Below are 24,665 nucleotides of genomic sequence, written 5' to 3' on the forward strand. Positions count from 1 at the left end.
AACATGGCACGGGCGGGACATGACCTTGTAACCACATCGACAACGCTGGCGGCCGGAGCCGCCGGCCTTGCCGTTGCCTGGTTCATAGGATTTCCCGCACCGGCCCTTACGGGACCGGCGTTGATGGTGACGGCGCTGTCGGTGATCGGCCTTCGGCTCGCCGTGCCGAACATACTGCGCAATGCCTGCTTCGTGATCATCGGACTGTCGATGGGAACCGGCGTGACGCCGGAGGTTTATGCAGCGGCACGGCAATGGCCGCTCAGCTTCATATTGCTGGCGATCAGCGTCTGTACCATCTTCTTTGTATGCAGATTTACGTTGCAGCGTTTCTGGCGGCAGGACAGCGAGACCGCGATCCTGTCCTCAACGCCCGGGCATCTCAGCTATATTCTCGGCCTCAGCACCGATACGCGCGGTGATATTCCAACCATAAGCGTCATACAGAGCACACGTGTACTGGCGCTCACCCTGCTGGTTCCCTTTGCCGTTGCCCTGATGGGTTATGACACCACGCAGATGGGGTTGCCCGGCGGGAAAATGACGCTGCTTCCGCTCGGCGTGAGTGTTGTCCTCGCAATGCTGCTGGGCCTGTTTCTCAACCGTCTGCGGGTACCGGCGGCGCTGTTGATCGGCGGGATGATTTTTTCGACCGTGACCCATCTGAGCGGTCTGGTTGACGGACACGTTCCGCTGTGGGCATCAATTCCAGCATTTGCGCTTATGGGTACCCTGATCGGCACGCGTTTTTCGGGCGTGTCCATGAAGACTTTGCGCAGGGCGCTTGGTGCTGGACTGGTGGTGACGATGATCGCGTTCGTTGTGACAATCGTCTTTGCCGTCCTTCTCGTCCAGATCATTGATCTGCCGCTTCCGCAGGTGCTGATTGCATTTGCACCGGGGGGCGTTGAATCGATGGCTGCCGTCGCGGTCATCCTTGGCGCGGATCCGACATTTGTCGCCGCCCACCACGTCTGGCGGCTTGTTATTCTGACGTTCCTCGCACCGGCCGTGCTGGTGCGCACGAAACGCCAATAGCAAAACAAAAGGCGGCCCCGGAAGACCGCCTCTTCATCAAGGCCCGCAATGCCGTTGCTGTGCTCTAGCGCACGCGCTTGCGGTCAGCGGTCGGCTGAAAGGCCAGCTTTGAATGATAGTTGCAGTAGGGGCCGGTGTCGTCACAATCGGTGCCGCAGAAGTAGAAATCTTCTTGCAGCGGATCGCCAACAGGCCACTTGCAGGTCTTTTCGGTCAGCTCCGTCAGTGCCAGTTTTCGGAAAATCGGCACGACGACGTCCTCGACCGGTCGCGTATCGATCTCGGCAATCGCATCGGCGATGACTTCCTGCTTTAAGGCAGTTGCACCGGCCGTGCGTGGCATCGAACGGGTCGTGCTCGTCCGTGACGAATAGCCGTTGCTTCTCGATGATGTGGATACACGTTTGGCGCGCGAAGCCGACGATCCGCCGGATTTTGCACGTCCCGGTAGGTTAAGGCGATGTACCTTGCCGATCACGGCATTGCGGCTCACACCGCCCAATTCCGCCGCAATCTGGCTTGCACTCAAGCCGTCTGCCCATAGTTTCTTTAGCCTGTCGACACGCTCATCTGTCCAGCTCATGGTCATATACCCCTTTGTTGCCGCATCGGGGGGCGACCGAATCCTTCAACGAGTTCCGAATTCATTTCGGAGCCGAAATGTATTTTCTGTTAAAGGTTACTAGGTCCGCCGCATGCAGTCCAAAATCTTAACTATAACCTAGTGACAGGGAGACTCGGTGACAAGGTTCCGGCGAATCAAGAAGATTCCTTTTTTAAGTTTTCCCCAACTTGAAGGCATTTTTGGCCCATTTTGGCCCAATTTGGCGGGGACGCATTGCGGGCCGGTCATTGATTCGCGGTGGTTGATTGACGCCTGCGCACAGTATAAAGATACAGCAACAGCTGCCTTTTCCGGGCAGCTATTTGTTTTTGTCCGGCTGAATACGCCGGATTGATACGGAATTTGTTCAACCGCACAACGCGTGCCGTGGCCTTTGGGAGATATGGGCATGTCAGAGAATGCGTCGCTTTACGGCACGTATAATCGTATTCCGCTTCGCTTCGAGCGGGGAGAGGGTGTCTGGCTGATTACCGAGGACGGTTCGCGATATCTCGATTTTGCCGCCGGCATTGCAGTCACGTCGGTCGGGCATTCGCATCCGCATCTGGTGGAGACGCTGAAAAACCAGGCCGAGCGCCTGTGGCATCTGTCCAACCTTTATGAGATTCCGGACCAGGCCCGTCTCGCAGACCGTTTGACGGAAGCGACATTTGCCGATCGCGCGTTTTTCACCAATTCCGGCGCCGAGGCTCTGGAATGCGCCATAAAGACCGCGCGCCGCTACCACTATGTCAACGGCCAGGATAATCGTTTCGGTATCATAACGATCGAGGGCGCCTTTCATGGCCGGACGCTTGCCACGATTGCGGCCGGCGGTCAGGACAAATATCTCGAAGGTTTCGGTCCCAAGGCACCCGGTTTCGATCAGGTTCCCTTTGGCGACCTGGATGCCATCAAAAATGCGATCAATGACGAAACGGCTGCGGTCCTGATCGAGCCGTTGCAGGGCGAAGGCGGAATTCGCGAGCTTTCCGCGCAATGGCTCCGGGACCTGCGTGCGCTGTGCGACGAACATGGTGTGCTGCTCGTTCTGGATGAGGTCCAGTGCGGCGTGGGTCGCACGGGCAAGCTCTTTGCCTACGAGTGGGCCGGCATCACGCCGGACATTATGGCCGTCGCCAAGGGCATTGGTGGCGGGTTTCCGTTTGGTGTTTGCCTGGCGACGGAAGAAGCCGCGGCCGGCATGACACCGGGTACGCACGGCACCACCTATGGCGGCAACCCGCTTGCCATGGCTGTTGGCAATGCGGTTTTGGACGTGATCCTCAAAGACGGGTTCCTTCAACACGTGCGCGACGTCAGCCTGGTGTTCAAGCAGGGGCTTGCAGAAATCGCCGACCGGTATCCCGATGTCGTGGACGAGATCCGGGGAACCGGCCTGATGCTCGGCATAAAATGCAAAGGGCCGAACAGCGAGCTGCTCGTGGCCATGCGCGACGCCAATCTACTTGGAGCCCCGGCCGGCGACAATGTCGTGCGTCTGCTGCCGCCGTTGACGACAACGGTCGAAGAGGCCAGGGAAGGACTGGCCCGCCTGAGTGCCGCGGCTGCCGCCGTCTCAGGAGCAAAGGCCTGACGGGCGCAAAGCGGGCATGGAGCAAGCTGCGCCGCATTAACAAGGAAAACCGCAATGACTACACGTGACGGCCCCCGTCATTTCCTTGATCTATCCGCCGTTTCCGGCACGGACCTGCGCGACATACTCGACCACGCGCACATGCGAAAGGCTGCGACCAAGGACGGCACCGCGGACAAGCCGCTTGACGGCAAGGTCCTTGCGATGATCTTTGAAAAGCCGTCAACCAGGACCCGCGTATCCTTTGACGTCGGCATGCGGCAGCTCGGCGGTGAAACCATTTTGTTGTCCGGCAACGACATGCAGCTCGGCCGCGCCGAATCCATCGCCGACACGGCGCGCGTGCTTTCGCGCTACGTTGATATTGTGATGATCCGCACCACCGATCACCGGCGGCTGACGGAGCTCGCCGAATTTGCCACCGTTCCGGTGATCAACGGGCTCACCGACGACACGCACCCCTGCCAGATCATGGCTGACGTGATGACATATGAGCAGCATCGCGGCTCCATTGCCGGAAAGACGCTTTCCTGGGTCGGTGACGGAAACAATGTGCTGCACTCGCTCATCGAAGGATCCGCGCGCTTTGGCTACCACATGAATGTTGCGGTTCCCAAGGGGTCCGAGCCGGTGCAGGAATACACAGATTGGGCGCACAACAACGGTGGCAAGGTGTCGATGTCGACCGATCCTGAAACGGCGGTTGCCGGATCGGACTGCGTCATTACCGATACCTGGGTATCCATGGGCCAGGAACAGCGGGCCCGCGGTCACAATGTATTCAAGCCCTATCAGGTCAATGCCCGACTGATGGAAAAAGCCGACCCCGATGCCCTGTTCATGCATTGTCTGCCGGCCCATCGCGGTGAAGAAGTGACCGATGAGGTCATAGATGGGCCGCAATCGGTGGTATTTGACGAGGCCGAAAATCGGATGCATGCGCAAAAGGCCATCCTTGCCTGGTGCCTTGATCGCCTCTAATTCAGACTGAGAAGATGACAGACAATATTACCCTCGGAGAAATCGGCTTTGCCGGTGATGACAAGGTCGTGCCGTTTCAGGTTGAAGGGCTTGATGCGCGTGGACGTGCCGTACAGCTCGGCCCGATGCTCAACGCCATTTTGGACCGTCACGACTATCCCGAGCCGGTCGCCCGGTTGCTTGCCGAGACCATCACCCTGACGGTGCTGCTTGGAACGTCGCTGAAATTTACCGGCAAGTTCATCGTCCAGACGCAGACAGAAGGTCCGGTGGACATGCTGGTCGCCGATTTCACCACACCCGACAGTCTGCGCGCCTATGCCCGCTACGACGAAAAGGCGCTTGCCGAGGCCGTGGCGCTCGACCAGCTCGAACCGCACGAACTGCTTGGCAAAGGAATTCTTGCTTTTACCATCGACCAGGGTGCGCATATGCAGCGCTACCAGGGTATCGTCGAGCTCAACGGATCGACTCTCGAAGAGATTGCGCGCGCCTATTTCCGTCAGTCGGAACAGATTCCGACGGAAGTGCGGCTGGCAGCCGCACAGCTATACGGTTCCAACAGCGGCGGCGAGCGCGAACACCAGTGGCGCGCCGGCGGTGTGGTGCTTCAGTTCCTGCCCGAGTCCCCTGAACGCATGCGCCGGGCGGACCTTCCCGGCGGTGATCTGCCGGATGACATAGACCACGGCGACTTCGAGGAAGACGAGGACTGGATTGAAGCCAAGTTGCTCATGGAAACCATTGCGGACGACGAACTCGCGGATCCGCAGGTTGGTTCCGAACGGCTGCTTTACCGGCTGTTTCATGAGCGCGGCGTGCGCGTCTTCGAACCGCTCGAAGTGCGCGACAACTGCTCTTGTTCGCGCGACAAGATCAAAGATGTGCTCATGGGGCTTGAAAGCGATGAGATTGCCGAAAGCGTTGAAAACGGCGAAATAACGGTAAAATGCGAATTCTGCTCTTCGAGTTACGTTTTTGATCCGTCTGAAATCGAAGAGTAACTTCACCTTCAACTGCGTTTTCCGGCGCAATGGCGATCCGCGGCATGGCCTTGCGCGATGTAAAGTAATGTAAAGTTGAGCTTGGGTTTCTGGCATTTAGCCAAAAAATGGTGAAAATGCCGCCAAGGTTACAAAACTTTAATTTCTGCGGCGAGCGACTACATAAGTAGACTGCTGGGAGCCAGCCGGAGCGCATGTATGCTGAAGTCGATAAATGAGGACGGGGAGCCGGAATCGTCCCTGTCCGGTACAGCACCAGACAACAAACCCGGGTCGAGATCGCCGCTTTTGCGCGGTGGCCGCGCTCTGCTGCAGATTCTGCTGATGCTTGCGGTTCTTGGCGGATCCTACTTCGCCATGAACCGGATCATAGATACAAAGCCTGAGCGGGACCCCCGTCCGTTCCGGCCCAACGTCTATTCCGTCGAAACCGTAACGGCAAAACCGCAGGCAAACCGCCCGAAGCTCTTGCTTTATGGTGAGGTCCAGGCGGCCCGCTCGGTAGAACTTCGCCCGCTTGTCAATGGCGAAATCATCGCAGTCAATCCGAATCTGAGCGCCGGTGCGCGCGTCTCCAAGGGCGACGTCCTGATCGAGATCGATCCGTTCTACCATCGCGGGGCGCTTTCCGAAGCGCGAGCAAATCTTGCGCAGGCGCGTGCCACGCTGGCAGAAACAGAAGCGCGCATCATTGCCGAAAACGACCAGCTTGAAGCCGCCGAAACACAGCTCAGGCTCGCCGAAAGCGACCTCGAGCGTGCGCAATCGCTCGTCTCTAGCGGAGCGCTGACGGAGAAGCAGGTTGAGGACCGGCGCCTGATTGTGTCGCAACGCCAGCAGGCCGTCAGCCAACGCCGCAACAACCGGTTGATTGAAGATGCCAGGCGTGAGCAGCAGGTTGCCAGTATCGACAGTCTGACCTGGAAGGTGCAACAGGCCGAGCGTAATCTTGAAAACGCAGTTCTCAAGGCGCCATTTACCGGTGTGGTCAACTCTGAAAATGCGGAGCCGGGCCGCTATGTCAGCAGCAGCGACGTTGTCGTCACATTATATGACGACGAGGCTCTCGAGGCCCGCTTCACCTTGACCGATGCGCAGTACGGGCGCATTTCGGCCGATGCGGATCCGCTGATCGGCCGTGCCATCAAGGTAGTCTGGACAGTCGGGTTGAGCAGCTATGAATATACCGGCCAGATAGACCGCATCGCGGCCGAAATCGCCTCCAAGCGCGGCGGAGTGGAGGTCGTCGCCAGGATCGATCCGACGAGTTCTGCGGTTCAGTTGCGACCGGGCGCCTTTGTCGAAATCGACGTTCCCGACAGGCTGTACGGGCAATCGTTCCGGATTCCCGAAACGGCTCTATTCAACGGCGCCGAAGTCTTCGTGGTCGAAGACGGCAAACTCGTTCGCCGCATCGTCGAAATTGCTGCGTTTGACGGTGAGGACATCATCATCAGTGACGGCCTGGAGCCCGGTGACGTTGTCATGACGACCCACCTGACCCAGGCCGATGACGGCGTGCGGGTTCGTGAACCCGGATCTAAGGCGCCAGGTGCGGGAGACGGCGTCGCCGCCAGAAGCACCAGGGGTAGCTGATATGGCTGAACGCGGTGTGCGCCAGGTGATCGAAGACGCTGCAGGGGATATGGGCGGCCCCGGCTTCCTGGTGCGCACATTCATCCGCCACCCCAATGCGGCCAATCTTCTGATGATGCTGATGATCCTCATCGGCGTGTTCAGTATTTTGAAGATCAACACGCAGTTCTTCCCGTCGGTCGACCGGCCGAACATCAATGTCTCGGTTTCGTGGTCCGGCGCCAGCGCGGAGGATATCGAGGCCAACCTGCTTGCCGTCATCGAGCCGGAAGTGCGGTTTGTCGAAGGCGTCGATGTCATGACGTCCACGGCCCGGGAGGGCTCGGGATCCATCAGGCTGGAATTCGAGGACGGCTCCGACATGCAAAAGGCGTTGTCGGAGGTCGAAACGGCGGTCAAGGGTATCACCACGCTTCCTCAGGATGCCGATACGCCAACCGTATCGAAGGCGAGCTTTTTCGACCGCGTGGCGAGCCTGTCGGTGGGCGGCAGTGCACCCGAGCCGATCAAGCGCGAATGGGCAAAGCGCATCCGCGACGATTTGATCGCCCGCGGCATCGACAAGGTCGATTTTACGGCGCTGCGCGATGAGGAAATACATATTGATATACCGGAGCGCGAGCTTCGGCGGTTGGGTCTGGCGATCAACGACGTCTCGCGCATCGTGACCGACAATAGCAGCGATCTGCCGTCCGGCAGTCTGGACGGCGCGGTTGAACGGCAGCTGCGTTCGCTGGCCGACGCCAAAACGCCGGAAGCACTCGGCAACATCGAAGTGCTGTCTTTCTCGTCCGGAGAGAAGGTGCGTCTTGACGACATAGCAACGATCAAGAACGGCTATGAGACCACGGCAACCCGGGGCTTCACCGGCGGCAATGTCGGCATCGAGATCGACGTGCGCCGGGCCGCCTCTGCCGATACCTTGCGCACCGCCAGAATTCTGGACGAATATCTTGCCGAACTGCGCCCGCAACTGCCGCACAATATAGAAATTCAGACCTATGAGGTGGCATCCGACGCCCTGCTCGAACGCATCATGCTTCTGGTCAAGAACGGTCTCGGTGGGCTTGTGCTGGTCGTGGCAATCTTGTTTCTGTTTCTCGACGGCCGCATCGCGTTCTGGGTTGCCGCCGGCATTCCGGTTGCCCTGCTGGCAACGGTCGGGTTCATGTTTGTTTCGGGTCAGTCCATCAACATGGTATCGCTGTTTGGACTCATCATGATGCTCGGCATCATTGTCGACGACGCGATCGTCGTTGGGGAACACACCAATACCCGCCTTGAAATGGGCGACGATCCGAAGACGGCTGCCGAAAACGGCGTCGCCATGATGCTGACGCCTGTCATGGCCGCGATGACAACAACGATAGCCGCCTTCGCACCGATGCTTTTGATCACCGATACGATCGGCCAGATCATGGGCGTGCTTCCCCTCGTCGTCATTGCGGTCATCATCGCCAGTCTGCTCGAGTGTTTTTATGTGCTTCCCGGCCACTTGGCCCATGCGCTGGAACGGCAGGCCGGACCGCGCTGGTCCTACTGGCGGCAGTTTTTCTTCGCCTTCGTCTTTGTCGTTGCCGTTTCCACGGCCCTGACGCCCTATTCGCCGCTCTATGGTTTCATGCCGGAGGATTCGGCTGCCTATGTCTGGCTCACCGGCCTTGAAGGTCTGCAGATGCCGGTCCGCATGATCCTGGTCGCCGGAGGATCGCTGCTTGCCGCGACGGTTATCGAGGCGATCATTTTGGGTTTAAAACGCCGTATTGCAGCCGGACGCAGCGATCCGGTTGCCGGAGAGCCCTTGAAAGCAGGACGGTTCAGAAGCTGGTTCGACCGCAATTTCGTCCGCTTCCGGGACGGTCCGTTCGACCGGCTGGTTTCGCTTTCCTATCGCTGGCGCTATGTGACTGTCTCGATAGCCGTCGGGCTGGTCCTGGTTCTTGCTGTCGGCCTCATACAGGGCAAGCGCGTCGAGTTCGTATTTTTCCCATCGCCGGAAGCCGAAAACATCCGCGGCAATGTCAGCTTCATCGCCGGATTGCCGGAAGAAGACGCTCTGGTGGCGATAGCCCGGATCGAGGATGCGTTCCGTAGGGCCGAGCAGGAAATAACAGGCGGAAGCGAGGAACTCGCCCGGTCCATATTTGTCATGTTCAGCAAGGCGAGCCGGTTTGGCGGCACCAGCGCAACCATCAAGGTGCAGCTGACATCGTCCGAATACAGAACCGTGCGAACACCGGACATCGTGCGCGCATGGAGAAGGGCAGTTCCGGAGGTTCCCGGCGTTTCGCGCTTCTCGGTCTATCAGTCCCGGGGCGGGCCGCCCGGTCGCGATGTCGATGTCGAATTGCGCGGAAACAGGATCTCCGACCTTAAGGCCGCGGCAACGGAGATCATCCCAATTCTCAGCTCCATTGCAGGTGTATCGGGCGCCGACGACAACCTTCCCTACGGCAAGCCGGAACTGGTTGTTGAAATGCTGCCGCGCGGCGCGGCGCTGGGCTTTACCGCGGAAGACATCGGACGGCAGCTTCGCAATGCCTTTGACGGGCAGATTCCGTTCCGTTTCGCCCGTGGTGATGACGAGGTGACGGTGCGCGTGTCCCAGCTCATGCGGGCCGGGGGGACCGGAGCCCTCCGCAGCTTTGAACTCAAGAGCCCCGAGGGCGAGTTCGTGCCGCTTACGGAAGTGGCAAAACTCACCGAGCGCCAGGGCTTTGCCTATATTTCCCGCAAGGACGGAAAGACGAAGATTTCAGTCACCGGTGACATAGACAATGAAATCAACACCACCGACGGCGTGATCGAGGAGCTGGAGGCGAGCGGAATTATCCGCACGATTGCCGACAAATACGGTGTTGATTACCGCTATGGCGGCCGGTCAGAGGAACAAAAGACCGCGTTTGCCGATCTCCAGCTCGGCATGATTGTCGCGCTTTCGGTGATTTACATTATCCTTGCCTGGGTATTTGCCAGCTACTGGCGGCCGTTTGCCGTCATGCTGATCATTCCGTTTGGCGTTGTCGGTGCCGTGTTCGGCCACTGGCTGCTGGGTTACCAGCTCACAATCCTGTCGTGGATTGGGCTTCTTGGCCTGTCCGGCATTCTGGTCAACGATTCGATCATCCTGGTGACCCGGCTGGATGAGCGTTTGAGGGAAGGCGAGGAACTTGTCTCGGCTGCCACGGGCGCCAGCCGCGACCGATTGCGCGCGGTGCTGCTGACCTCTCTGACAACAATCGGCGGATTGCTGCCGCTGCTGTTTGAGACCAGCCGCCAGGCCCAGTTCCTCCTGCCGATGGCGGTCACGATCGTGTTCGGTCTTGCCATGGCGACACTGCTGGTTCTGTTCCTGGTCCCGGCCCTGGTCGGTATAGGCAGCGATATCCGCAGTGCGTTTGTCGCGGTATTCGGCCATCAGCAGCACCAACGCGGAACACGTGGCGCATGACCGGCATCAGATCAGGACACTGCGCTAAATACATCATCATCCACAAAATCAGAGCATAGCCCATGACATCATCGCCGTCCTCGGAACCTGGCGCACAGGCGACGCCAACAAACCAGCCCGCATCCCCGGTCGAGGTCCTCGCCGGCCGATGGCCGGAGCCAGGATGCGTATTTCGTGATTTCGGTCAGGACGGTATGCCGGATAAAAGCTTACCGGAAATGGTGGTGATTCCGGCCGGCACCTTCACAATGGGATCTCCGCAAGATGAACCGGGCCGAAACTCGTCCGAACATCCCCAACATGAAGTCACCATTGCCCGCCCCTTCGCAATGGGGCGGTATGCCGTCACCCAGGAGGAATGGCAGGCGGTCATGGTCAAAAACCCGAGTGACTTCAAGGAAAGTCGCAATCCGGTCGAAAGGGTCAGCTGGGACGATGCCAAGGCATTCGTCGAGGCGTTGAACATGAAGCTTGGCCTGGCTGAGGGAGCCGGCTATCGCCTGCCTTCCGAGGCGGAATGGGAATACGCCTGCCGGGCCGGAACGACGACACCGTTCTGGTGGGGCAGCAAGAACACCATCGACATGGCGAATTATGACGGTGAACGCCCCGATTCTTGGGGCAGAAAACGCAAAATCCGGCAAACAACGGTACCGGTGGTTGACTTCGAACCCAACCCGTTCGGTCTTTATCAAATGCATGGAAATGTGGATGAGTGGTGTGAAGACTATTTGAACAATGACTACACGGGAGCGCCGGGCGACGGCAGCGCCTGGACGCAAGGGGAATGTAAGTTACGCGTTAAGCGTGGCGGTTCGTGGCTCTTCCATGCCAATTATGCGCGCTCCGCAGCCCGCGGCGGGATCGTTCCACACCACCGTAGCCACAATATCGGGTTCCGGCTGGCGAGAACCTTGACTGACGCGTCTTAGTGCCTTTCCCTCCTGAAAAGAGAGAGTGCGCCAGGCAATGCTTGAATTTCAGGACCAGGTGGACACGAGCCTTCAGTACTGGCAACTCTGCGGGACAGCCTGCACACAACAATCCCACATCCACAATATCAGAGCGTAGCCCATGACATCATCGACGTCTCCCGAACCTGGCGCACAGGCGGCGCCAACGACCCAGCCCTCAATCCCGGTCGAGGTCCTCGTCGGCCGATGGCCGGAGCCGGGGTGCGTGTTTCGCGATATCGGCCAGGATGGTAAGCCGAACCAAAGTTTACCGGAAATGGTTGTGATCCCGGCCGGTACTTTCACGATGGGATCTCCGCAGCGGGAGCCGACCCGGGACTTCAATGAAGATCCCCAACATGAGGTCACCATTGCCCGCCCCTTTGCAATGGGGCGCTATACCGTCACACAGTCGGAATGGCAGGCGGTTATGGGCAATAACCCGAGTGAGTTCGAAGGCGATCGCAATCCGGTCGACAGTGTCAACTGGGGCGATGTCCAGGCATTCGTCGAGGCGTTGAACAAGAAGCTTGGCCGGGCCGAAGACAATGGCTATCGCCTGCCTTCCGAGGCCGAATGGGAATACGCCTGTCGGGCTGGTACGACGACGCCGTTCTGGTGGGGCAGCAGAATCACAACGGATGTGGCGAATTTTGACGGCGAGCGCCCCTTCAACAGGGGCAACAAGGGAACGAAACGGAATAGGTCTGTCCCGGTCGATGAATTCGAGCCCAACCCGTTCGGTCTGTATCAAATGCACGGAAATATGGATGAGTGGTGTGAAGACTGTTGGCATGATGACTATGCGGGAGCGCCAGGCGACGGCAGCGCCTGGACGCAGGAAGAATGCATAGAGCGCGTGCTGCGTGGCGGCTCATGGCTGTTCTACGCTTATGCGCTTCGCTCCGCCCACCGCACCAGGGCCGAACCGCATTACCGTAGCTCCAACTTTGGAGTCCGGTTGGTAAGGGATCTGGCTCTCGAGGCTTAGACTCGCAGGACAATCAAATCGCATGTCGTGTCACGGATCACAGGAGACAGAAGGCGATGGCCGTTTTGTCACGTGCGCCAGAAGCGCGGCAGGAAAAGCACCATGATTGTGAAAAGCTCAAGCCTGCCGAGAAGCATGCCGGCAGAAAGGGTCCACTTGGCCATGTCGTTCAGCGGTGCGTAATTGCCGGCCGGCCCGATGACCGTGCCGAGACCGGGACCGACATTGGAGATCGCCGAACCGGCGCCCGACAGGGCGGTTGTCGTGTCCAGCCCGGTCAGGATAAGAGCGATGGCTATGGCGCCGAAGCTGATGACGTACAAAAACATGAAGCTCATCACCGAGGCGATGACCCGCTGGTCGATCGGGCGGCCGTTGAATTTCGGCCGGAAGATGCCGTGCGGATACATCACCTGGTTGATGTGCTGGCGGATCGCCTCGAAAAGCACCTGGAAGCGGAAGATCTTTATGCCGCATGAGGTGGATCCGGCGCACCCGCCGATAAACATAATGACAAAAAAGAATGATATGGCGTGTGGCCCCCAGATGCCGTAGTCGGTGGTCGCATAGCCCGTGCCCGTTGTAATCGAAACCACGTTGAAGGCAGCGTATCGCAGTCCGTCAAGGCCGATATGGTATTCGCCGTAATGCGCCATCAGCCACGCGATGATGGTCGCTATCGTGAGCAATCCCAGAAAAACGCGAACCTGCGAATCCATGAAGACCGGGCGTATCCGTCCCTGCAGCATCTGCACATAGAGAATAAACGGGATCGAGCCGAGGATCATGAAGACAATGGTGATCCAGTCTATGGCAGCGCTGCTGTAGTGACCGATCGAATCGTCCTTGGTGGAAAACCCGCCTGTCGCCACCGTGGTCATGGAATGAATGACCGCATCGTCGAAGGGCATTCCGGCTGCCAGGAACAGAATGCAGCACACCACGGTAAACCCGATGAAGACAAGCGTGATCGAGCTTGATATCTGCGTCGCCCGGGGCAGGATTTTTTCTGCCGTATCGAAGGCCTCGGCCTTGAAGAGCTGCATACCGCCGATTTGCAGCATCGGCAGGACCGCGATTGCCATAACGATAATGCCGAGGCCGCCAAGCCATTGCAGCAGGCCGCGCCAGAACAGGATTCCGGGCGGAGCATTGTCCAGCCCCTGGATGACCGTCGCGCCCGTGGTCGTCAGACCGGACATCGATTCAAAAAAGGCATCCGTATAGCTCGGTACGATGCCGGACCACACAAAGGGCAGTGCCCCGAACGCCACCAGCGCGACCCAGGACACGGTGGTCATAAGCAGCGCCTGCCGTGTCGACAGGCCGCGCGGCGTACCCCGCGTTGCTGCAAAGAGAGACAGGCCGATAAGCGTCGTCAGCATGGACGAGGCGAAAAAGACGACCCAGTCATCATTATCGGCGGCAATGTCGACAATGGCCGGCAACAGCATCGCCAGTCCGAGCGTTGCGATCAGAATGCCCGTGACAAGGATGACGGGGCGGAAATCCAGTGCTCCGTTCAATTGAGCGTTCTCGCCATTCCAGGCACATCCAGTGAGAAGGCCGGAATGTCGACCATGAAGCTCTCGCCGTTCTGACGCTCCATGCGGTATTGGCCGACCATCATGCCGGAAGACGTGTCGAGCGGGCAGCCGGATGAATATTCGAACTGGTCTCCGGGCTCCAGGACCGGCTGCTCACCGACCACTCCTTCGCCGCTGATTTCGTCCACCTGGCCCATCGCATCGGTGATACGCCAGTAGCGATCGCGCAGCTGCACGGTTTGATCGGAATGATTGACGATCACGATGCGGTACCCCCAGACAAACCTGTTTTCATCCGGCTCGGATTGCTCCTCCAGATAAAACGGTTCGACCGTGATTTCGATTTCGTTTGTCAGCGCCCGATACATGTTCGCCCGCGCCCTCTGCCTCGAATCCCCTGATATCATAACGCGGCCTGTATAAAACACCATCGCGCAATGGGGAATCGGGTTTTCGGCGCTTGCTTAACGGTGAATCTTGTTCCAACACCGTCAAGCCGGTCCACCGGTCGGACCAAGCTGACGCAATTGTGAGAATTGGTGGCTTTTACAGGGCTGTGAAAGCTGTATGCATGACGCAAACGCAATGCGTTACGGGGACCGGGAAAAGGGAGAGGCCATGCTGGATGGCGCCGTCAGAAAGATAATCAATCCGCCGCTGGATGCTTGCGGCCGGCGCGTTGCGGCATTGGGAATTTCCGCAGATACAGTCACTGTCATTGGCTGCGTCATAGGCCTGGCGGCTGCCTTTGCAATCTGGCAGCACGCCTATTGGACCGGGCTGGTGCTGCTGCTGATCAGCCGAATTTTCGACGGGCTTGACGGCGCCATTGCCAAAGCAACGGAATCCACCGATTTTGGCGGCTATCTCGACATTGTGCTCGATTTCGTCTTCTACGGCGCGATCCCGCTCGGATTTATCCTGGCAGATCCCGCCGCGAACGGCGTCGCCGGCGCGGTGCTGATCTTCTCATTCTACGTGAACGGCTCAACATTCCTTGCCTATGCCATCATGGCTGAGCGCTATGATATGCACAGCACCGTGCGCGGTGAAAAATCCCTCTATTTCACCACCGGCCTTGCCGAGGGCACGGAAACAATTGCGGTGTTGTCTGCATTTTGCGTCTTCCCCGGCAGCTTTCCGGTCATCGCCTATATCTATGCCGCAGTATGCTTCTACACAGCACTGTCGCGCATCATACTTGCCGGCCGCGTCTTCAGCCGGCAATAGCCCTATGGCAGTAACTTAAATAGCTGTCAAAGCCCGATCGATATCGGCAATAAGATCGTCTGTATCCTCCAGGCCGATCGACAGGCGCACAGTGGCGTCAGTAATGCCGAGTTCGGCCCTTGCTTCTTCGGCAAGGTTCTTGTGCGTGGTTGTCGAGGGATGCGTGACCAGGCTTTTTGCGTCGCCCAGATTGTTTGAAATCTGGATGATATCGAGCGCATTTTCAAAATCGAACGCGGCCCTTTTTCCGCCTTCGATTTCCATGGCGATGAGGGTCGATCCCCCGGACATCTGCTTTTGCACCAGATCGGCCTGCGGGTGGTCGGCTCTGCCGGGGTAAATGACCCGTTTGACTGCACTCTGCTCGGCCAGAAAATCGGCAATTTTCCGGGCACTTTCGGTCTGCTGCCTGACCCGAACGGGAAGGGTTTCAAGACCTTTTAAGAGCGTCCAGGCATTGAACGGCGACAGCGACGGTCCCGTATGGCGGAAAAAGTCGTGAAGGCTTTCCTCGATCCATTCCTTTGTCGACAGCACGATGCCGCCCAGGCACCGGCCCTGGCCGTCAATGTGCTTGGTGGCCGAATAGACAACGATATGAGCGCCGAGTTCCAGGGGTTTCTGGTAAAGCGGCGTGGCAAAGACATTGTCGACGACCAGCTTTGCGCCGATGGAGTCGGCGATGTCCGCCACGCCGGCAATATCGATGACCTCGAGCGTCGGGTTGGTCGGGCTTTCCAGAAAGAACACTTTGGTGTTGGGGCGCACCGCCCGCTGCCAGTTTTCAAGATCGGTGCCGTCAATGAGTGTCGTCTCGACACCGTATTGCGGCATCAGAGTTTCGACCACCCAGCGGCAGGAGCCGAAAAGCGCCCGTGCCGCAACCACATGATCGCCCGCCTTGACCTGGCAAAGCAGTGCCGACGAAACGGCGGCCATGCCGGAAGCGGTGGCTCGCGCGTCTTCGGCTCCTTCGAGAGCGCACATGCGTTGTTCGAACATGTCGACGGTTGGATTTGCGTAACGGGAATAGATGAAACCCGCATCCTCACCCTTGAAACGGGCTTCGGCGGCTTCAGCGCTGTCATAGATAAAGCCCTGCGTCAGAAACATGGCCTCGGACGTCTCGCCGAACTGCGAACGGCTGACGCCGCTATGCACCATTTGTGTGGCGGGGCTCCAGTTTGACGCATTCGTCTTTCTGGTTTCGGCGTTGTTGTTTTTATCCGTCATCTCATTCATCCAACAAAAAAACCGGCTTGCGAACATCGCTAGCCGGTTTGACACCCGACCTTTTAGCGACTTGTTTAACGTGGCAGCAAGCCGGTCGGCCAAATCACCACGGGATAAGGCTTCTTTACAGCCCCGAATTCCTTGCGTCAATCGTGTCACGCTGTATTTGATAGGATGAAACAATTAGGGACCCAGGGCATGGCAGGCGCGGGAATACTGGCGGATCGGGACATTGCAGCGCTTTTCGAGGCGGGGCGCCTCGCGGCGCCGCGGGCGCTCGACGACGACCAGATTCAGCCTGCGAGCCTTGACCTTCGTCTTGGCCTTAAAGCCTATCGCGTGCGCGCCAGCTTCCTGCCCGGCCCGGGCCACAAGGTCGCCGACAAGCTGGAGCGGCTGAAGCTGCACGAGATCGATCTTTCCGATGGCGCGGTGCTTGAAACAGGCTGTGTTTACATCGTGCCGCTTCTGGAAAGCCTCGATCTGCCGGACGACATCTCGGCTTCCGCCAATCCGAAGAGCTCAACGGGCAGGCTGGACATCTTTACCCGCGTCATGGCCGACAATACCCAGGAATTCGACAAGATGCCCGCCGGATACTCGGGGCCGCTGTTTCTGGAGGTCAGCCCGCGTACTTTCCCGATCGTCGTGCGCACCGGGTCGCGCCTGTCGCAGATCCGGTTCCGTAAAGGAAGTGCCGGTCTTAACGAGGCGGCACTGGCGCAACTCCACGAAAGCGAGGTTCTGGTCGCCTCGGATGTTCCCAACATCTCCGGCGGCGGCATTGCGCTTTCCGTCGATCTTGAAAGCGGGCCGGACGGCCTTGCCGGTTACCGCGGCAAACACCACACTTCCGTGATCGACGTCGACAAGAAGGCCAAGCACGACATCCTCGATTTCTGGGAGCCGATCTACACGCGCGGCAATGGCTACATCATCCTCGATCCGGATGAGTTTTATATTCTCGTCTCGCGTGAGGCTGTGCACGTGCCGCCGCTCTATGCCGCCGAAATGACGCCATTCGACCCGCTGGTCGGTGAGTTTCGCGTACACTATGCCGGTTTTTTCGATCCTGGCTTCGGCCATTCATCGGCGGGCGGATCGGGCAGCCGTGCCGTGCTTGAGGTGCGCAGCCACGAAGTGCCGTTCATTCTGGAACACGGGCAGATCGTCGGCAGGTTGGTCTACGAACACATGCTCGAGCGCCCGAAGGCGCTTTATGGCACCGATCTTGGATCGAACTATCAGGCACAGGGCCTGAAGCTTTCCAAGCATTTCAGGCAGTAGTCAGCCTGTCTTTTCGGCCTTGATCGAAGCGATATCGGAACGCAGTGCCCGGATCTCGTTAAGGATCATTTCCTGTTCGCTCTGCAAAGCCTCGCGGTCTGCCGAAGCCTCGGCCTCGTGCTCGGCCTGCATGGCCGACACGATGATGCCGATGAAGAGATTCAGCACCGTGAAGGAGGTCGCAACGATGAACGGAACGAAGAACGCCCAGGCCATCGGGTAGGTTTCCATGACCGGGCGCACAATGCCCATCGACCAGCTTTCCAGCGTCATGATCTGGAACAGCGAATAGGCCGATGCCGGGATCGATCCGAACCACTCGGGGAACGCTCCGCCATAGAGCTTCGTCGCCATTACGGAAAAGACGTAGAACACCAGCCCCAGGAGAAGCACGATCGACCCCATGCCGGGCAGGGCGGCGATCAGCCCGCCGACGACCCGGCGCAGCGAAGGCACCATGCTGACAAGCCGCAGCACCCGCAAAATGCGTAGCGCTCGAAGGACCGAAAGGCTGCCCGTCGCCGGCAAAAGCGCAAAGCTGACCACGACAAAATCGAAAATGCTCCAGGGGTCCTTGAAGAACGCCAGCCGGTTGACGGCAAGCCGGCCGAGGATCTCGATGACGAAAATCGCCAGGATCGCCTTGTCGAGGAAGAAGAGCACGCTGCCGAATTGCGAGACAGCCGCGGGGATTGTCTCAAGGCCAAGCGTAATTGCGTTGACGATGATAATGCCCGTGATGAACCATTCGAATGTGCGGTTTTCTAGCAGGGATTTGAGTGCGTGCATGATGAATCGACCGGTCAGTTGAAGCCCCCTGCACATGGCAATGCCTTTGGGCCAAGTCAAGTTGCGCTTGACAGAAAAGATGGTTGCGCCATTGTGAGCAATCCGGTTCGCCGGAAGCATTGCTGCCCGCGGGTATGATGTAATGGTAGCCTGTAAGCTTCCCAAGCTTGACGCGCGGGTTCGATTCCCGCTACCCGCTCCAGCAATCCGCTTCCTGTAAAGTGGCGCCGGTTAGTCTCGTGTCGGAAGGTCTGTTGAGCCAGTTCATGTCAATGCCCGCTACCCTCCGGCCGCTCGTTGTGGCCACAACCTGTCTGTTGGCAGCGATTGCCGTCTCACCCAAAGCCCCGGCACAGTCCGCGACCTCTCCCAACTACTGGGATCCGCGTGAGCGGGTCATCGTGCCGGACCTGGCGTCGCGCAACCGCATCCGGTTTCTAACGACGCACGATTTCCCGCCCTTCAATTTTCTGGATCAGCAATCACGCGTGTCGGGGTTCCATGTCGATCTGGCGCGTGAGATCTGCGACGAACTGAACATTGCCGACAAATGCCAGATCCAGATACTTCCCTGGAGCGAGCTTGCAACGGCGATGGCAAGCGGGCTGGGCGATGCGCTTATTTCCGGCGTCGCCATCTCCGCCGAAAGCCGCGACCAGTATCTGTTCACCCGCCCGTTCCTCAAGTTTCCGGCACGCTTCGTGCTCTCCAATCGGGTGGAAGTCGAGGGGCAGGATGCTTCATCCCTTGCCGGAAAGCGTGTCGGCGTCATCGCTGGTTCGGCACATGATGCCATGCTCCGCGCCTATTTCCCGGAGATCAAGCCGGTGACATATGAACGCGACGAGTGGATGTTTGACGGCCTGAAAACCGGCGAGGTGGAAGCCGTGTTCGGCGACGGTGTGCAGCTTTCCTTCTGGCTGGTCAGCAATTCAGCGAACGAGTGCTGCTCGTTTTTTGACGGCCCTTACTTTGCGCCGGCATTTCTGGGCGAGGGGCTTGCAATCGCTGTGCGCCGTGACAGTCCGGATCTTCTCGATGCCTTCAATCACGCGATTTTGTCGATCAGCAAGGATGGCCGGATGCGCGAGATTTACCTGCGCTATTTTCCCAACGGGCTTTACTAGAGTGAGATCCGAAAAGTTGGAACCGGTTTTCGGATAAATCGAACGACAATGCAAATAGCTAGAGCACCAAGCGCGATTTCGAAATTGCACACGGTGATCTAGCGCCTATTTACGGAACGGCAAAAGCAGCGACCAGCCCAGTTTGACGGGGGATCCGTCACGATAATCCTTCAGTCCGATCTCCATGCCCTGATGGCCGAGCCTTGGCTGCGCCCAGTAGGTTCTGAAAATCCGGTCCCAGAACGGGAAATTGAAGCCGTAATTCGTGTCGGTTTCGCGGCTGTCGCTTGAATGGTGGACACGGTGCATGTCGGGCGTCACCAGCACCAGACGCAGCAGCCGGTCGATGCCGGCAGGAATTTTTGCGTTGGAGTGGTTGAACATCGCGGTGCCGTTGAGCACGATCTCAAAGAGCAGCACGGCAACGGCAGGCGGACCGAGTGCCAGGATGATCAGCGCCTTCCAGAACATCGAAAGCACGATTTCAAGTGGGTGGAACCGCAGCGCCGTGGTGACATCGAAGCCCGGATCGGAATGGTGCATGCGGTGAATGCGCCACAGGATATGGAACTTGTGGCTGGCGACGTGTTCCAGCCAGACCGCGAAATCGAGCACGACGAATGCGATGATGCCGGCAATCCAGGCAGGCGTTTGAAGGTAATTGAACAGCCCGTAGTCCCGGTCGTTGACCCAGAGCGCCGTACCGACTGCTGCGAGTGGGAAGATGACGCGCAGTGCAACCGATGAAATCACCACCATTGAAAGGTTGGTAAACCAGCGTCGCGCCTTGATGGCGCCCACAAGCTCGCTCCGCTCGAGCCGCGGATTAAGCAGCTCGAACAGTGCCATGGATGTAAAAATGACCCCAAAGGCGATAAAACGCACCACTGGTTCGGACAGACCGAACAATTCCAATTTTCAGCCTCCGATCAGTTTGATGCAGGTCCGTACCCGTCATGTAGCGCACTTGGGAAGGAAATTCCCGCGCCAACAGGAGCTGAGTGACAGGGCCGTTCAGTGCGTGCGGTAGCGCGCCATGGCACCGCGTTCGATGGCGGCGCAGGTCAGCTTGTCGAGACCCAGCCGGTCCCGCAGGATCTGCAATAAACGCAACTCCTCCTGCTCGACATGAAGGTCGGCAGCGGCAACCTCGACGGCAAGCGAATAGGCTGTGTCGTAGAGATTGTGCGGCAGCGCGTCGTGCACGATCAGCAAAACGGTGTCGAGGCCGTCCTGCTCACTCAATATTGCACCGCAATCCTTTGAAACCCGGACCAGCCGCTCTTCATTGAAGTCCTGGAAGATGGGCAGAGTGCGCGTGACATTGCCGATTTGAGCGAGCTCCGCGTCGGTCATGGTGCGGTCGACGGCGGACATCGTGACCATGATGTAAATTAGCGCGTCCTGAATGGTGATCGGGGATGACATGCAAAGTCCTTCTTGATCTGCGTCCGGATGATTTGGGTTGCGTTTAAACTATGTAGCAGCGCCGCAGAGTGCAAGGCCATTATGTCCGCTCACGGCCGTACCGCCGCTACGCGGCTGGCCTGCGCGGGGCGCGCCGCATTTGCGGCGACGGCCGGTCGGCCTTGCGAAGCTCTGCGAGCTTCGATCTGTTTCCCTCGCGATGCGGTCAAGGGAAATGAACACGGTGCGCAGCACCGCAAGCGCGACTGCGCGTCGGGCCGGATGGCCCGCCCTCGCGGAGCATAGGCCCGAAGGGCCGCTCATGCGTGAGCGAAAAACAATTACAAGCAGCACCGCAAGCGCGACTGCGCGTCGGGCCGGATGGCCCGCCCTCGCGGAGCATAGGCCCGAAGGGCCGCTCATGCGTGAGCGAAAAACAATTACAAGCAGCACCGAAAGCGCGGCTGCGCGTCGGGCCCTGTGGCCCGCCCCGTCCGGAGGTTAGCGGCGAAGCCGCGCTCAACCGTGAGGACAATAGATTACCAGTTATTGACCTTCCGGGGCTCTCGGCATAGGTTCTGCTGCGCTGCAGCAGACGATGTCTGCGATAGCGGAAAATCCGGCATAGCTTAGATAAGCCGACCCGTGGCGTTCACGCGGTACGAAGGCCGCAGTGACAATTGTTGAAATCGTGACAATTCCGAAAGTGAGACGATGAGTACGAACCGCCAGACCCAGATCGATCTTGATGAAGATATGATTGCGGCAGCGGCTGAGGCAAAGGCCTGGCCGTTCGAAGAGGCGCGAAAGCTCGTCAAACGTTACGAAAAGGGCGGCCATCCCGAAACCGTCCTGCTGGAGACCGGTTATGGCCCGTCCGGGCTGCCGCATATCGGCACCTTCGGCGAGGTGGCCCGCACATCCATGGTGCGCCATGCGTTCCGGGTGCTGACGCGGGACACGGTCAATACGAAAATCCTGTGTTTCTCGGATGACATGGATGGCTTCCGCAAGGTGCCTTCCAACCTGCCGAACCAGGAGATGCTGCAGGCGCATCTGGGCCTGCCGCTCAGCCGCATTCCTGACCCGTTTTCAAACGAGTATCCGTCCTTTGGTGCGGCAAACAATGCCCGTCTGATGGCTTTTCTCGACCGGTTCGGATTCGATTACGAATTCGCCTCCTCGACCGACTACTACACCAGCGGCCGTTTTGATGAGGCGCTGCTTCGCATGCTGGCTGTCTATGACGATGTCATGGCGATCATCCTGCCGACGCTCGGCGAAGAGAGGCGTGAGACCTATTCGCCGTTCCTGCCCGTGTGCAAGCGCACCGGTAAGGTGCTGCAGGTGCCGATGATCGCTCGCAATGTCGATGCAGGCACGGTCACATACAAAGATCCCGAGACCGGTGAAGAGATTGAGACGGGCGTGACCGGCGGTCAGGTCAAGTGTCAGTGGAAGGCCGACTGGGCGCTGCGCTGGTACGCGCTCGGCGTCGACTATGAAATGGCCGGTAAGGACCTGATCGACAGTGTCAACCTGTCGTCGAAGATCTGCCGCGCGCTCGGCAAGCCGGCGCCCGAAGGCTTCAATTACGAACTGTTCCTGGACGAAAACGGCCAGAAGATATCCAAGTCCAAGGGCAACGGCCTGACCATCGACGAATGGCTGACCTATGCGTCCGAGGAGAGCCTGTCGCTCTACATGTTCCAGAAGCCGAAGACGGCCAAGAAGCTCTATTTCGATGTCATCCCAAAGGCCGTAGACGAATATTTTACCTTCCTTTCGGCCTATCAGCGCCAGGACTGGAAGAACCGGCTCGGCAATCCGGTCTGGCACATGCACAACGGCAATCCGCCGGACATCGACAATCCGGTACCGTTTGCCATGCTTTTGAACCTTGTCAGCGCCTCGAATGCCGAAAACAGCGATGTGCTATGGGGATTTATCTCCCGCTATGCGCCGGGCGTAACCGCCGAAACCCATCCGAAGCTCAATGAGCTGGTCGGCTACGCGATCCGTTATTTCAACGATTTCGTCAAGCCGACCAAGGTCTTCCGGCCTGCCGACGAGGTCGAGCGCGAGGCGCTTGCCGGGCTGGATGAAAAGCTGGGCAGCCTTCCAGAAGATGCCGACGGAGCCACGATCCAGGATGCGGTCCTTGATGTGGCGCGTGCCATCGAACGCTATCAGGATCCGAAAAGAAAAAGTCCCGACGGCGGTCCGGGCGTATCGGTCGCCTTCTTCCAGGTGCTCTACCAGGTGCTTTTAGGCCAGGAGCGCGGTCCGCGTTTCGGTTCATTTGTCGCGCTTTACGGGATCGCCGAAACGCGCGCGCTCATCGCAAAGGCACTGGCAGGGGATCTGGTAAAGGGCTGACGCCGTCCGGCGCGATCACGACCTGGCTGTCGGGTACCGGCAGCAATCCGCGTGGATCTTCACCGAAAAGACCGATGCCTTCGTCCCTGGCCGTTCGCTCGAAATCGGCATATTTACTGTCATCCGGGGTCCGCACCCAGCCGCGGGTCACCAGCCATGCGGCGGGATCCTGTTTGCCCACAAGGCAGGTCACGACAATCGGGTCTTCCCACTCCCCCGACGGCACTGCGCAGGACAGCGAACGGCCGCCCATGAAATTGCGGAACGCGGTGCGGGCGATGATGCCGCAGGGCCAAAGCAACCCGCCCGGACTTGAACAGGTTTCGTCCGGATCGGTCACGATCAGGCCCTTCAACCGGATCTCTCCCTGCGGAAAGGCAAGCTGTCCGGCGGCAATGACAAGCGGCCTGTGCAACAGCGTCGGGCGCGGGCCCGTATCCTCATCCAACTGTGGTGTCAGGGGCGGGCGCGGCGCGATCCGCTCCAGCCGGGCGGCATCTTGCGCAAACGGCGTGGCAAAACGGGCCGGTTCGATGGCGCGTGGCGCCTCCGCGCTGGAGACCGCTGCTGTTTGATCCGGCGCTTCATCAGTCCACAGGGGTTCCGTTCCGCCCATGCGCTTGGTGGAGGCCGGATCGGGGACAAAACGGTAGAGGACAACCGCCCCGATGATCAGCAGGACGAGAATAACCGCAGGGCGCAAAACCGAGTTTAGCTTCAACCAGAACATCACTGACTGGCCCATACGATGCGGGCAATCCAGTCTATTTCGTCCATATTGAACGAGCGGTCGGCGTGGTCGGGATTGAGCGATGCCAGTTCAATCGCCTGGGCGCTCTTTTTGCGCAGCAGCTTTGCCATGATCTCGCCTTCGCGGGTTTTGACCACAACCCGGTCTCCGCGTCTGACCTGTGCTTCGGGATCGACGATCAGCGTATCGCCATTGCGATAGAGCGGCAGCATCGATTCCCCTTGAATCTTCAGCGCATAGGCATGCCGCTCTGTCGCCGCCGGTAGTTCGACGACATCCCACCCGTGGCCTGTCGGATATCCGCCATCGTCGAAATATCCTCCGTCGCCGGCCTGTGCAAAGCCGAGCAGCGGAACATTGCTGCTTGCGCCGTTGTCCTGGCGGGCGACGGCGACGCCGGCGCCGTTTGCAAGATCGGCGAAATCGGCAAGTGAACAGCCCGTTGCCTCGAGTATCCTTGCAATCGATTCGGTCGACGGCCAGCGTTGCCGGCCATCCGCGGCCTTGCGCTTCGACCGGTTGAACGCGGTCGGATCAAGCCCCGCCCGGCGCGCCAGCGCCGAGACGGACAACCCGTTGTGTTCGGCAAGAACATCAATAGCCGACCATATCTGCTTGTGCGAGAGCATCGTCAGGCCCCGGTTAGACTGTTCTTCGAATTATATTTTTAGAACAACCAGCCGGCAAATAGAAGAGATCG

At 59.0% G+C, this 24,665-nt stretch carries 21 protein-coding genes, 1 tRNA gene and 1 riboswitch; of the genes, 13 read left to right on the forward strand and 9 right to left on the reverse strand.

Annotation, left to right across the window (positions count from 1 at the left end):
- Nucleotides 1-3 precede the first annotated feature (3 nt).
- Nucleotides 4-1,038: an AbrB family transcriptional regulator gene (locus ABVT35_RS00115; RefSeq protein ID WP_368463964.1), complete on the forward strand. Its 1,035-nt coding sequence runs from the start codon at nt 4-6 to the stop codon at nt 1,036-1,038.
- A gap of 64 nt (nt 1,039-1,102) precedes the next feature.
- Here the strand turns inward: ABVT35_RS00115 and ABVT35_RS00120 are convergent, their stop codons facing one another.
- Entirely contained in the window at nt 1,103-1,621 is a 519-nt protein-coding gene (locus ABVT35_RS00120) for a GcrA family cell cycle regulator (RefSeq protein WP_368463965.1), read from the reverse strand.
- A gap of 430 nt (nt 1,622-2,051) precedes the next feature.
- Here ABVT35_RS00120 and ABVT35_RS00125 point away from each other — a divergent pair, with 430 nt between their 5' ends.
- The 7 genes from ABVT35_RS00125 (at nt 2,052) to ABVT35_RS00155 (ending at nt 12,215) form a co-directional block, all read left to right on the forward strand.
- Nucleotides 2,052-3,239, forward strand: a complete 1,188-nt coding sequence (locus tag ABVT35_RS00125; protein WP_368463966.1) for an aspartate aminotransferase family protein — start codon at nt 2,052-2,054, stop codon at nt 3,237-3,239.
- 54 nt (nt 3,240-3,293) lie between these two features.
- Nucleotides 3,294-4,220, forward strand: a complete 927-nt coding sequence (gene argF / locus ABVT35_RS00130; RefSeq protein ID WP_368463968.1) for an ornithine carbamoyltransferase — start codon at nt 3,294-3,296, stop codon at nt 4,218-4,220.
- A 14-nt stretch (nt 4,221-4,234) separates the two neighbouring features.
- A complete protein-coding gene (locus ABVT35_RS00135; RefSeq protein WP_368463969.1) occupies nt 4,235-5,224 on the forward strand; it encodes an Hsp33 family molecular chaperone in 990 nt (329 codons plus the stop codon).
- 198 nt (nt 5,225-5,422) lie between these two features.
- Entirely contained in the window at nt 5,423-6,820 is a 1,398-nt protein-coding gene (locus ABVT35_RS00140) for an efflux RND transporter periplasmic adaptor subunit (RefSeq protein WP_368463971.1), read from the forward strand.
- 1 nt (nt 6,821) lies between these two features.
- The gene (locus tag ABVT35_RS00145) at nt 6,822-10,271 is read left to right on the forward strand and encodes an efflux RND transporter permease subunit (RefSeq protein WP_368463972.1); all 3,450 of its coding nucleotides are present in this window, start codon (nt 6,822-6,824) and stop codon (nt 10,269-10,271) included.
- A 62-nt stretch (nt 10,272-10,333) separates the two neighbouring features.
- Nucleotides 10,334-11,203, forward strand: coding sequence for a formylglycine-generating enzyme family protein (locus ABVT35_RS00150; protein ID WP_368463974.1), 870 nt, complete (start codon nt 10,334-10,336; stop codon nt 11,201-11,203).
- A gap of 142 nt (nt 11,204-11,345) precedes the next feature.
- Nucleotides 11,346-12,215 (forward strand): formylglycine-generating enzyme family protein, encoded by an 870-nt coding sequence (locus tag ABVT35_RS00155; protein WP_368463976.1) that lies wholly within the window; start codon nt 11,346-11,348, stop codon nt 12,213-12,215.
- Between the two features lie 68 nt (nt 12,216-12,283).
- Here the strand turns inward: ABVT35_RS00155 and ABVT35_RS00160 are convergent, their stop codons facing one another.
- Nucleotides 12,284-13,741 (reverse strand): TrkH family potassium uptake protein, encoded by a 1,458-nt coding sequence (locus ABVT35_RS00160; RefSeq protein WP_368463977.1) that lies wholly within the window; start codon nt 13,739-13,741, stop codon nt 12,284-12,286.
- A complete protein-coding gene (gene apaG / locus ABVT35_RS00165) occupies nt 13,738-14,130 on the reverse strand; it encodes a Co2+/Mg2+ efflux protein ApaG (RefSeq protein WP_368463979.1) in 393 nt (130 codons plus the stop codon). The genes ABVT35_RS00160 and apaG overlap by 4 nt, the downstream gene beginning before the upstream one ends.
- 250 nt (nt 14,131-14,380) lie before the next feature.
- Between apaG and ABVT35_RS00170 the strand changes: the two genes are divergently transcribed.
- Nucleotides 14,381-14,992, forward strand: coding sequence for a CDP-alcohol phosphatidyltransferase family protein (locus ABVT35_RS00170; RefSeq protein WP_368466232.1), 612 nt, complete (start codon nt 14,381-14,383; stop codon nt 14,990-14,992).
- Nucleotides 14,993-15,007: 15 nt separating this feature from the next.
- On the opposite strand, the gene ABVT35_RS00175 is transcribed toward ABVT35_RS00170, so the two are convergent.
- A complete protein-coding gene (locus tag ABVT35_RS00175; RefSeq protein ID WP_368463981.1) occupies nt 15,008-16,225 on the reverse strand; it encodes an O-succinylhomoserine sulfhydrylase in 1,218 nt (405 codons plus the stop codon).
- Nucleotides 16,226-16,267: 42 nt separating this feature from the next.
- Nucleotides 16,268-16,345: riboswitch (SAM riboswitch) on the reverse strand.
- A 78-nt stretch (nt 16,346-16,423) separates the two neighbouring features.
- Between ABVT35_RS00175 and ABVT35_RS00180 the strand changes: the two genes are divergently transcribed.
- Nucleotides 16,424-17,512, forward strand: a complete 1,089-nt coding sequence (locus tag ABVT35_RS00180) for a 2'-deoxycytidine 5'-triphosphate deaminase (RefSeq protein WP_368463983.1) — start codon at nt 16,424-16,426, stop codon at nt 17,510-17,512.
- Here the strand turns inward: ABVT35_RS00180 and ABVT35_RS00185 are convergent, their stop codons facing one another.
- Nucleotides 17,513-18,301 carry an ion transporter gene (locus ABVT35_RS00185; RefSeq protein ID WP_368463985.1) on the reverse strand — a complete coding sequence of 263 codons (789 nt, stop codon included), beginning with the start codon at nt 18,299-18,301 and terminating at the stop codon, nt 17,513-17,515.
- A gap of 128 nt (nt 18,302-18,429) precedes the next feature.
- Between ABVT35_RS00185 and ABVT35_RS00190 the strand changes: the two genes are divergently transcribed.
- A tRNA-Gly gene (locus ABVT35_RS00190) sits at nt 18,430-18,503 on the forward strand.
- A gap of 64 nt (nt 18,504-18,567) precedes the next feature.
- Nucleotides 18,568-19,428 (forward strand): transporter substrate-binding domain-containing protein, encoded by an 861-nt coding sequence (locus ABVT35_RS00195; RefSeq protein ID WP_368463987.1) that lies wholly within the window; start codon nt 18,568-18,570, stop codon nt 19,426-19,428.
- 105 nt (nt 19,429-19,533) lie between these two features.
- Here the strand turns inward: ABVT35_RS00195 and ABVT35_RS00200 are convergent, their stop codons facing one another.
- Nucleotides 19,534-20,343: a sterol desaturase family protein gene (locus tag ABVT35_RS00200; protein ID WP_368463989.1), complete on the reverse strand. Its 810-nt coding sequence runs from the start codon at nt 20,341-20,343 to the stop codon at nt 19,534-19,536.
- Between the two features lie 99 nt (nt 20,344-20,442).
- Nucleotides 20,443-20,856 (reverse strand): tellurite resistance TerB family protein, encoded by a 414-nt coding sequence (locus ABVT35_RS00205; RefSeq protein ID WP_368463990.1) that lies wholly within the window; start codon nt 20,854-20,856, stop codon nt 20,443-20,445.
- A gap of 693 nt (nt 20,857-21,549) precedes the next feature.
- Here ABVT35_RS00205 and ABVT35_RS00210 point away from each other — a divergent pair.
- A complete protein-coding gene (locus ABVT35_RS00210) occupies nt 21,550-23,214 on the forward strand; it encodes a lysine--tRNA ligase (RefSeq protein WP_368463992.1) in 1,665 nt (554 codons plus the stop codon).
- Here ABVT35_RS00210 and ABVT35_RS00215 read toward each other — a convergent pair.
- Together ABVT35_RS00215 and ABVT35_RS00220 are read right to left on the reverse strand one after the other, a co-directional pair.
- Nucleotides 23,174-23,944: a thermonuclease family protein gene (locus ABVT35_RS00215; protein ID WP_368463994.1), complete on the reverse strand. Its 771-nt coding sequence runs from the start codon at nt 23,942-23,944 to the stop codon at nt 23,174-23,176. The two genes, ABVT35_RS00210 and ABVT35_RS00215, sit on opposite strands and share 41 nt — an antisense overlap.
- Nucleotides 23,944-24,594, reverse strand: coding sequence for a S24 family peptidase (locus tag ABVT35_RS00220; protein ID WP_368463996.1), 651 nt, complete (start codon nt 24,592-24,594; stop codon nt 23,944-23,946). The genes ABVT35_RS00215 and ABVT35_RS00220 overlap by 1 nt, the downstream gene beginning before the upstream one ends.
- Between the last annotated feature and the right edge of the window lie 71 nt (nt 24,595-24,665).

The organism is Hoeflea sp. TYP-13 (assembly GCF_040932035.1).
In the GTDB taxonomy this organism is placed as follows: Bacteria; Pseudomonadota; Alphaproteobacteria; order Rhizobiales; family Rhizobiaceae; genus Hoeflea_A.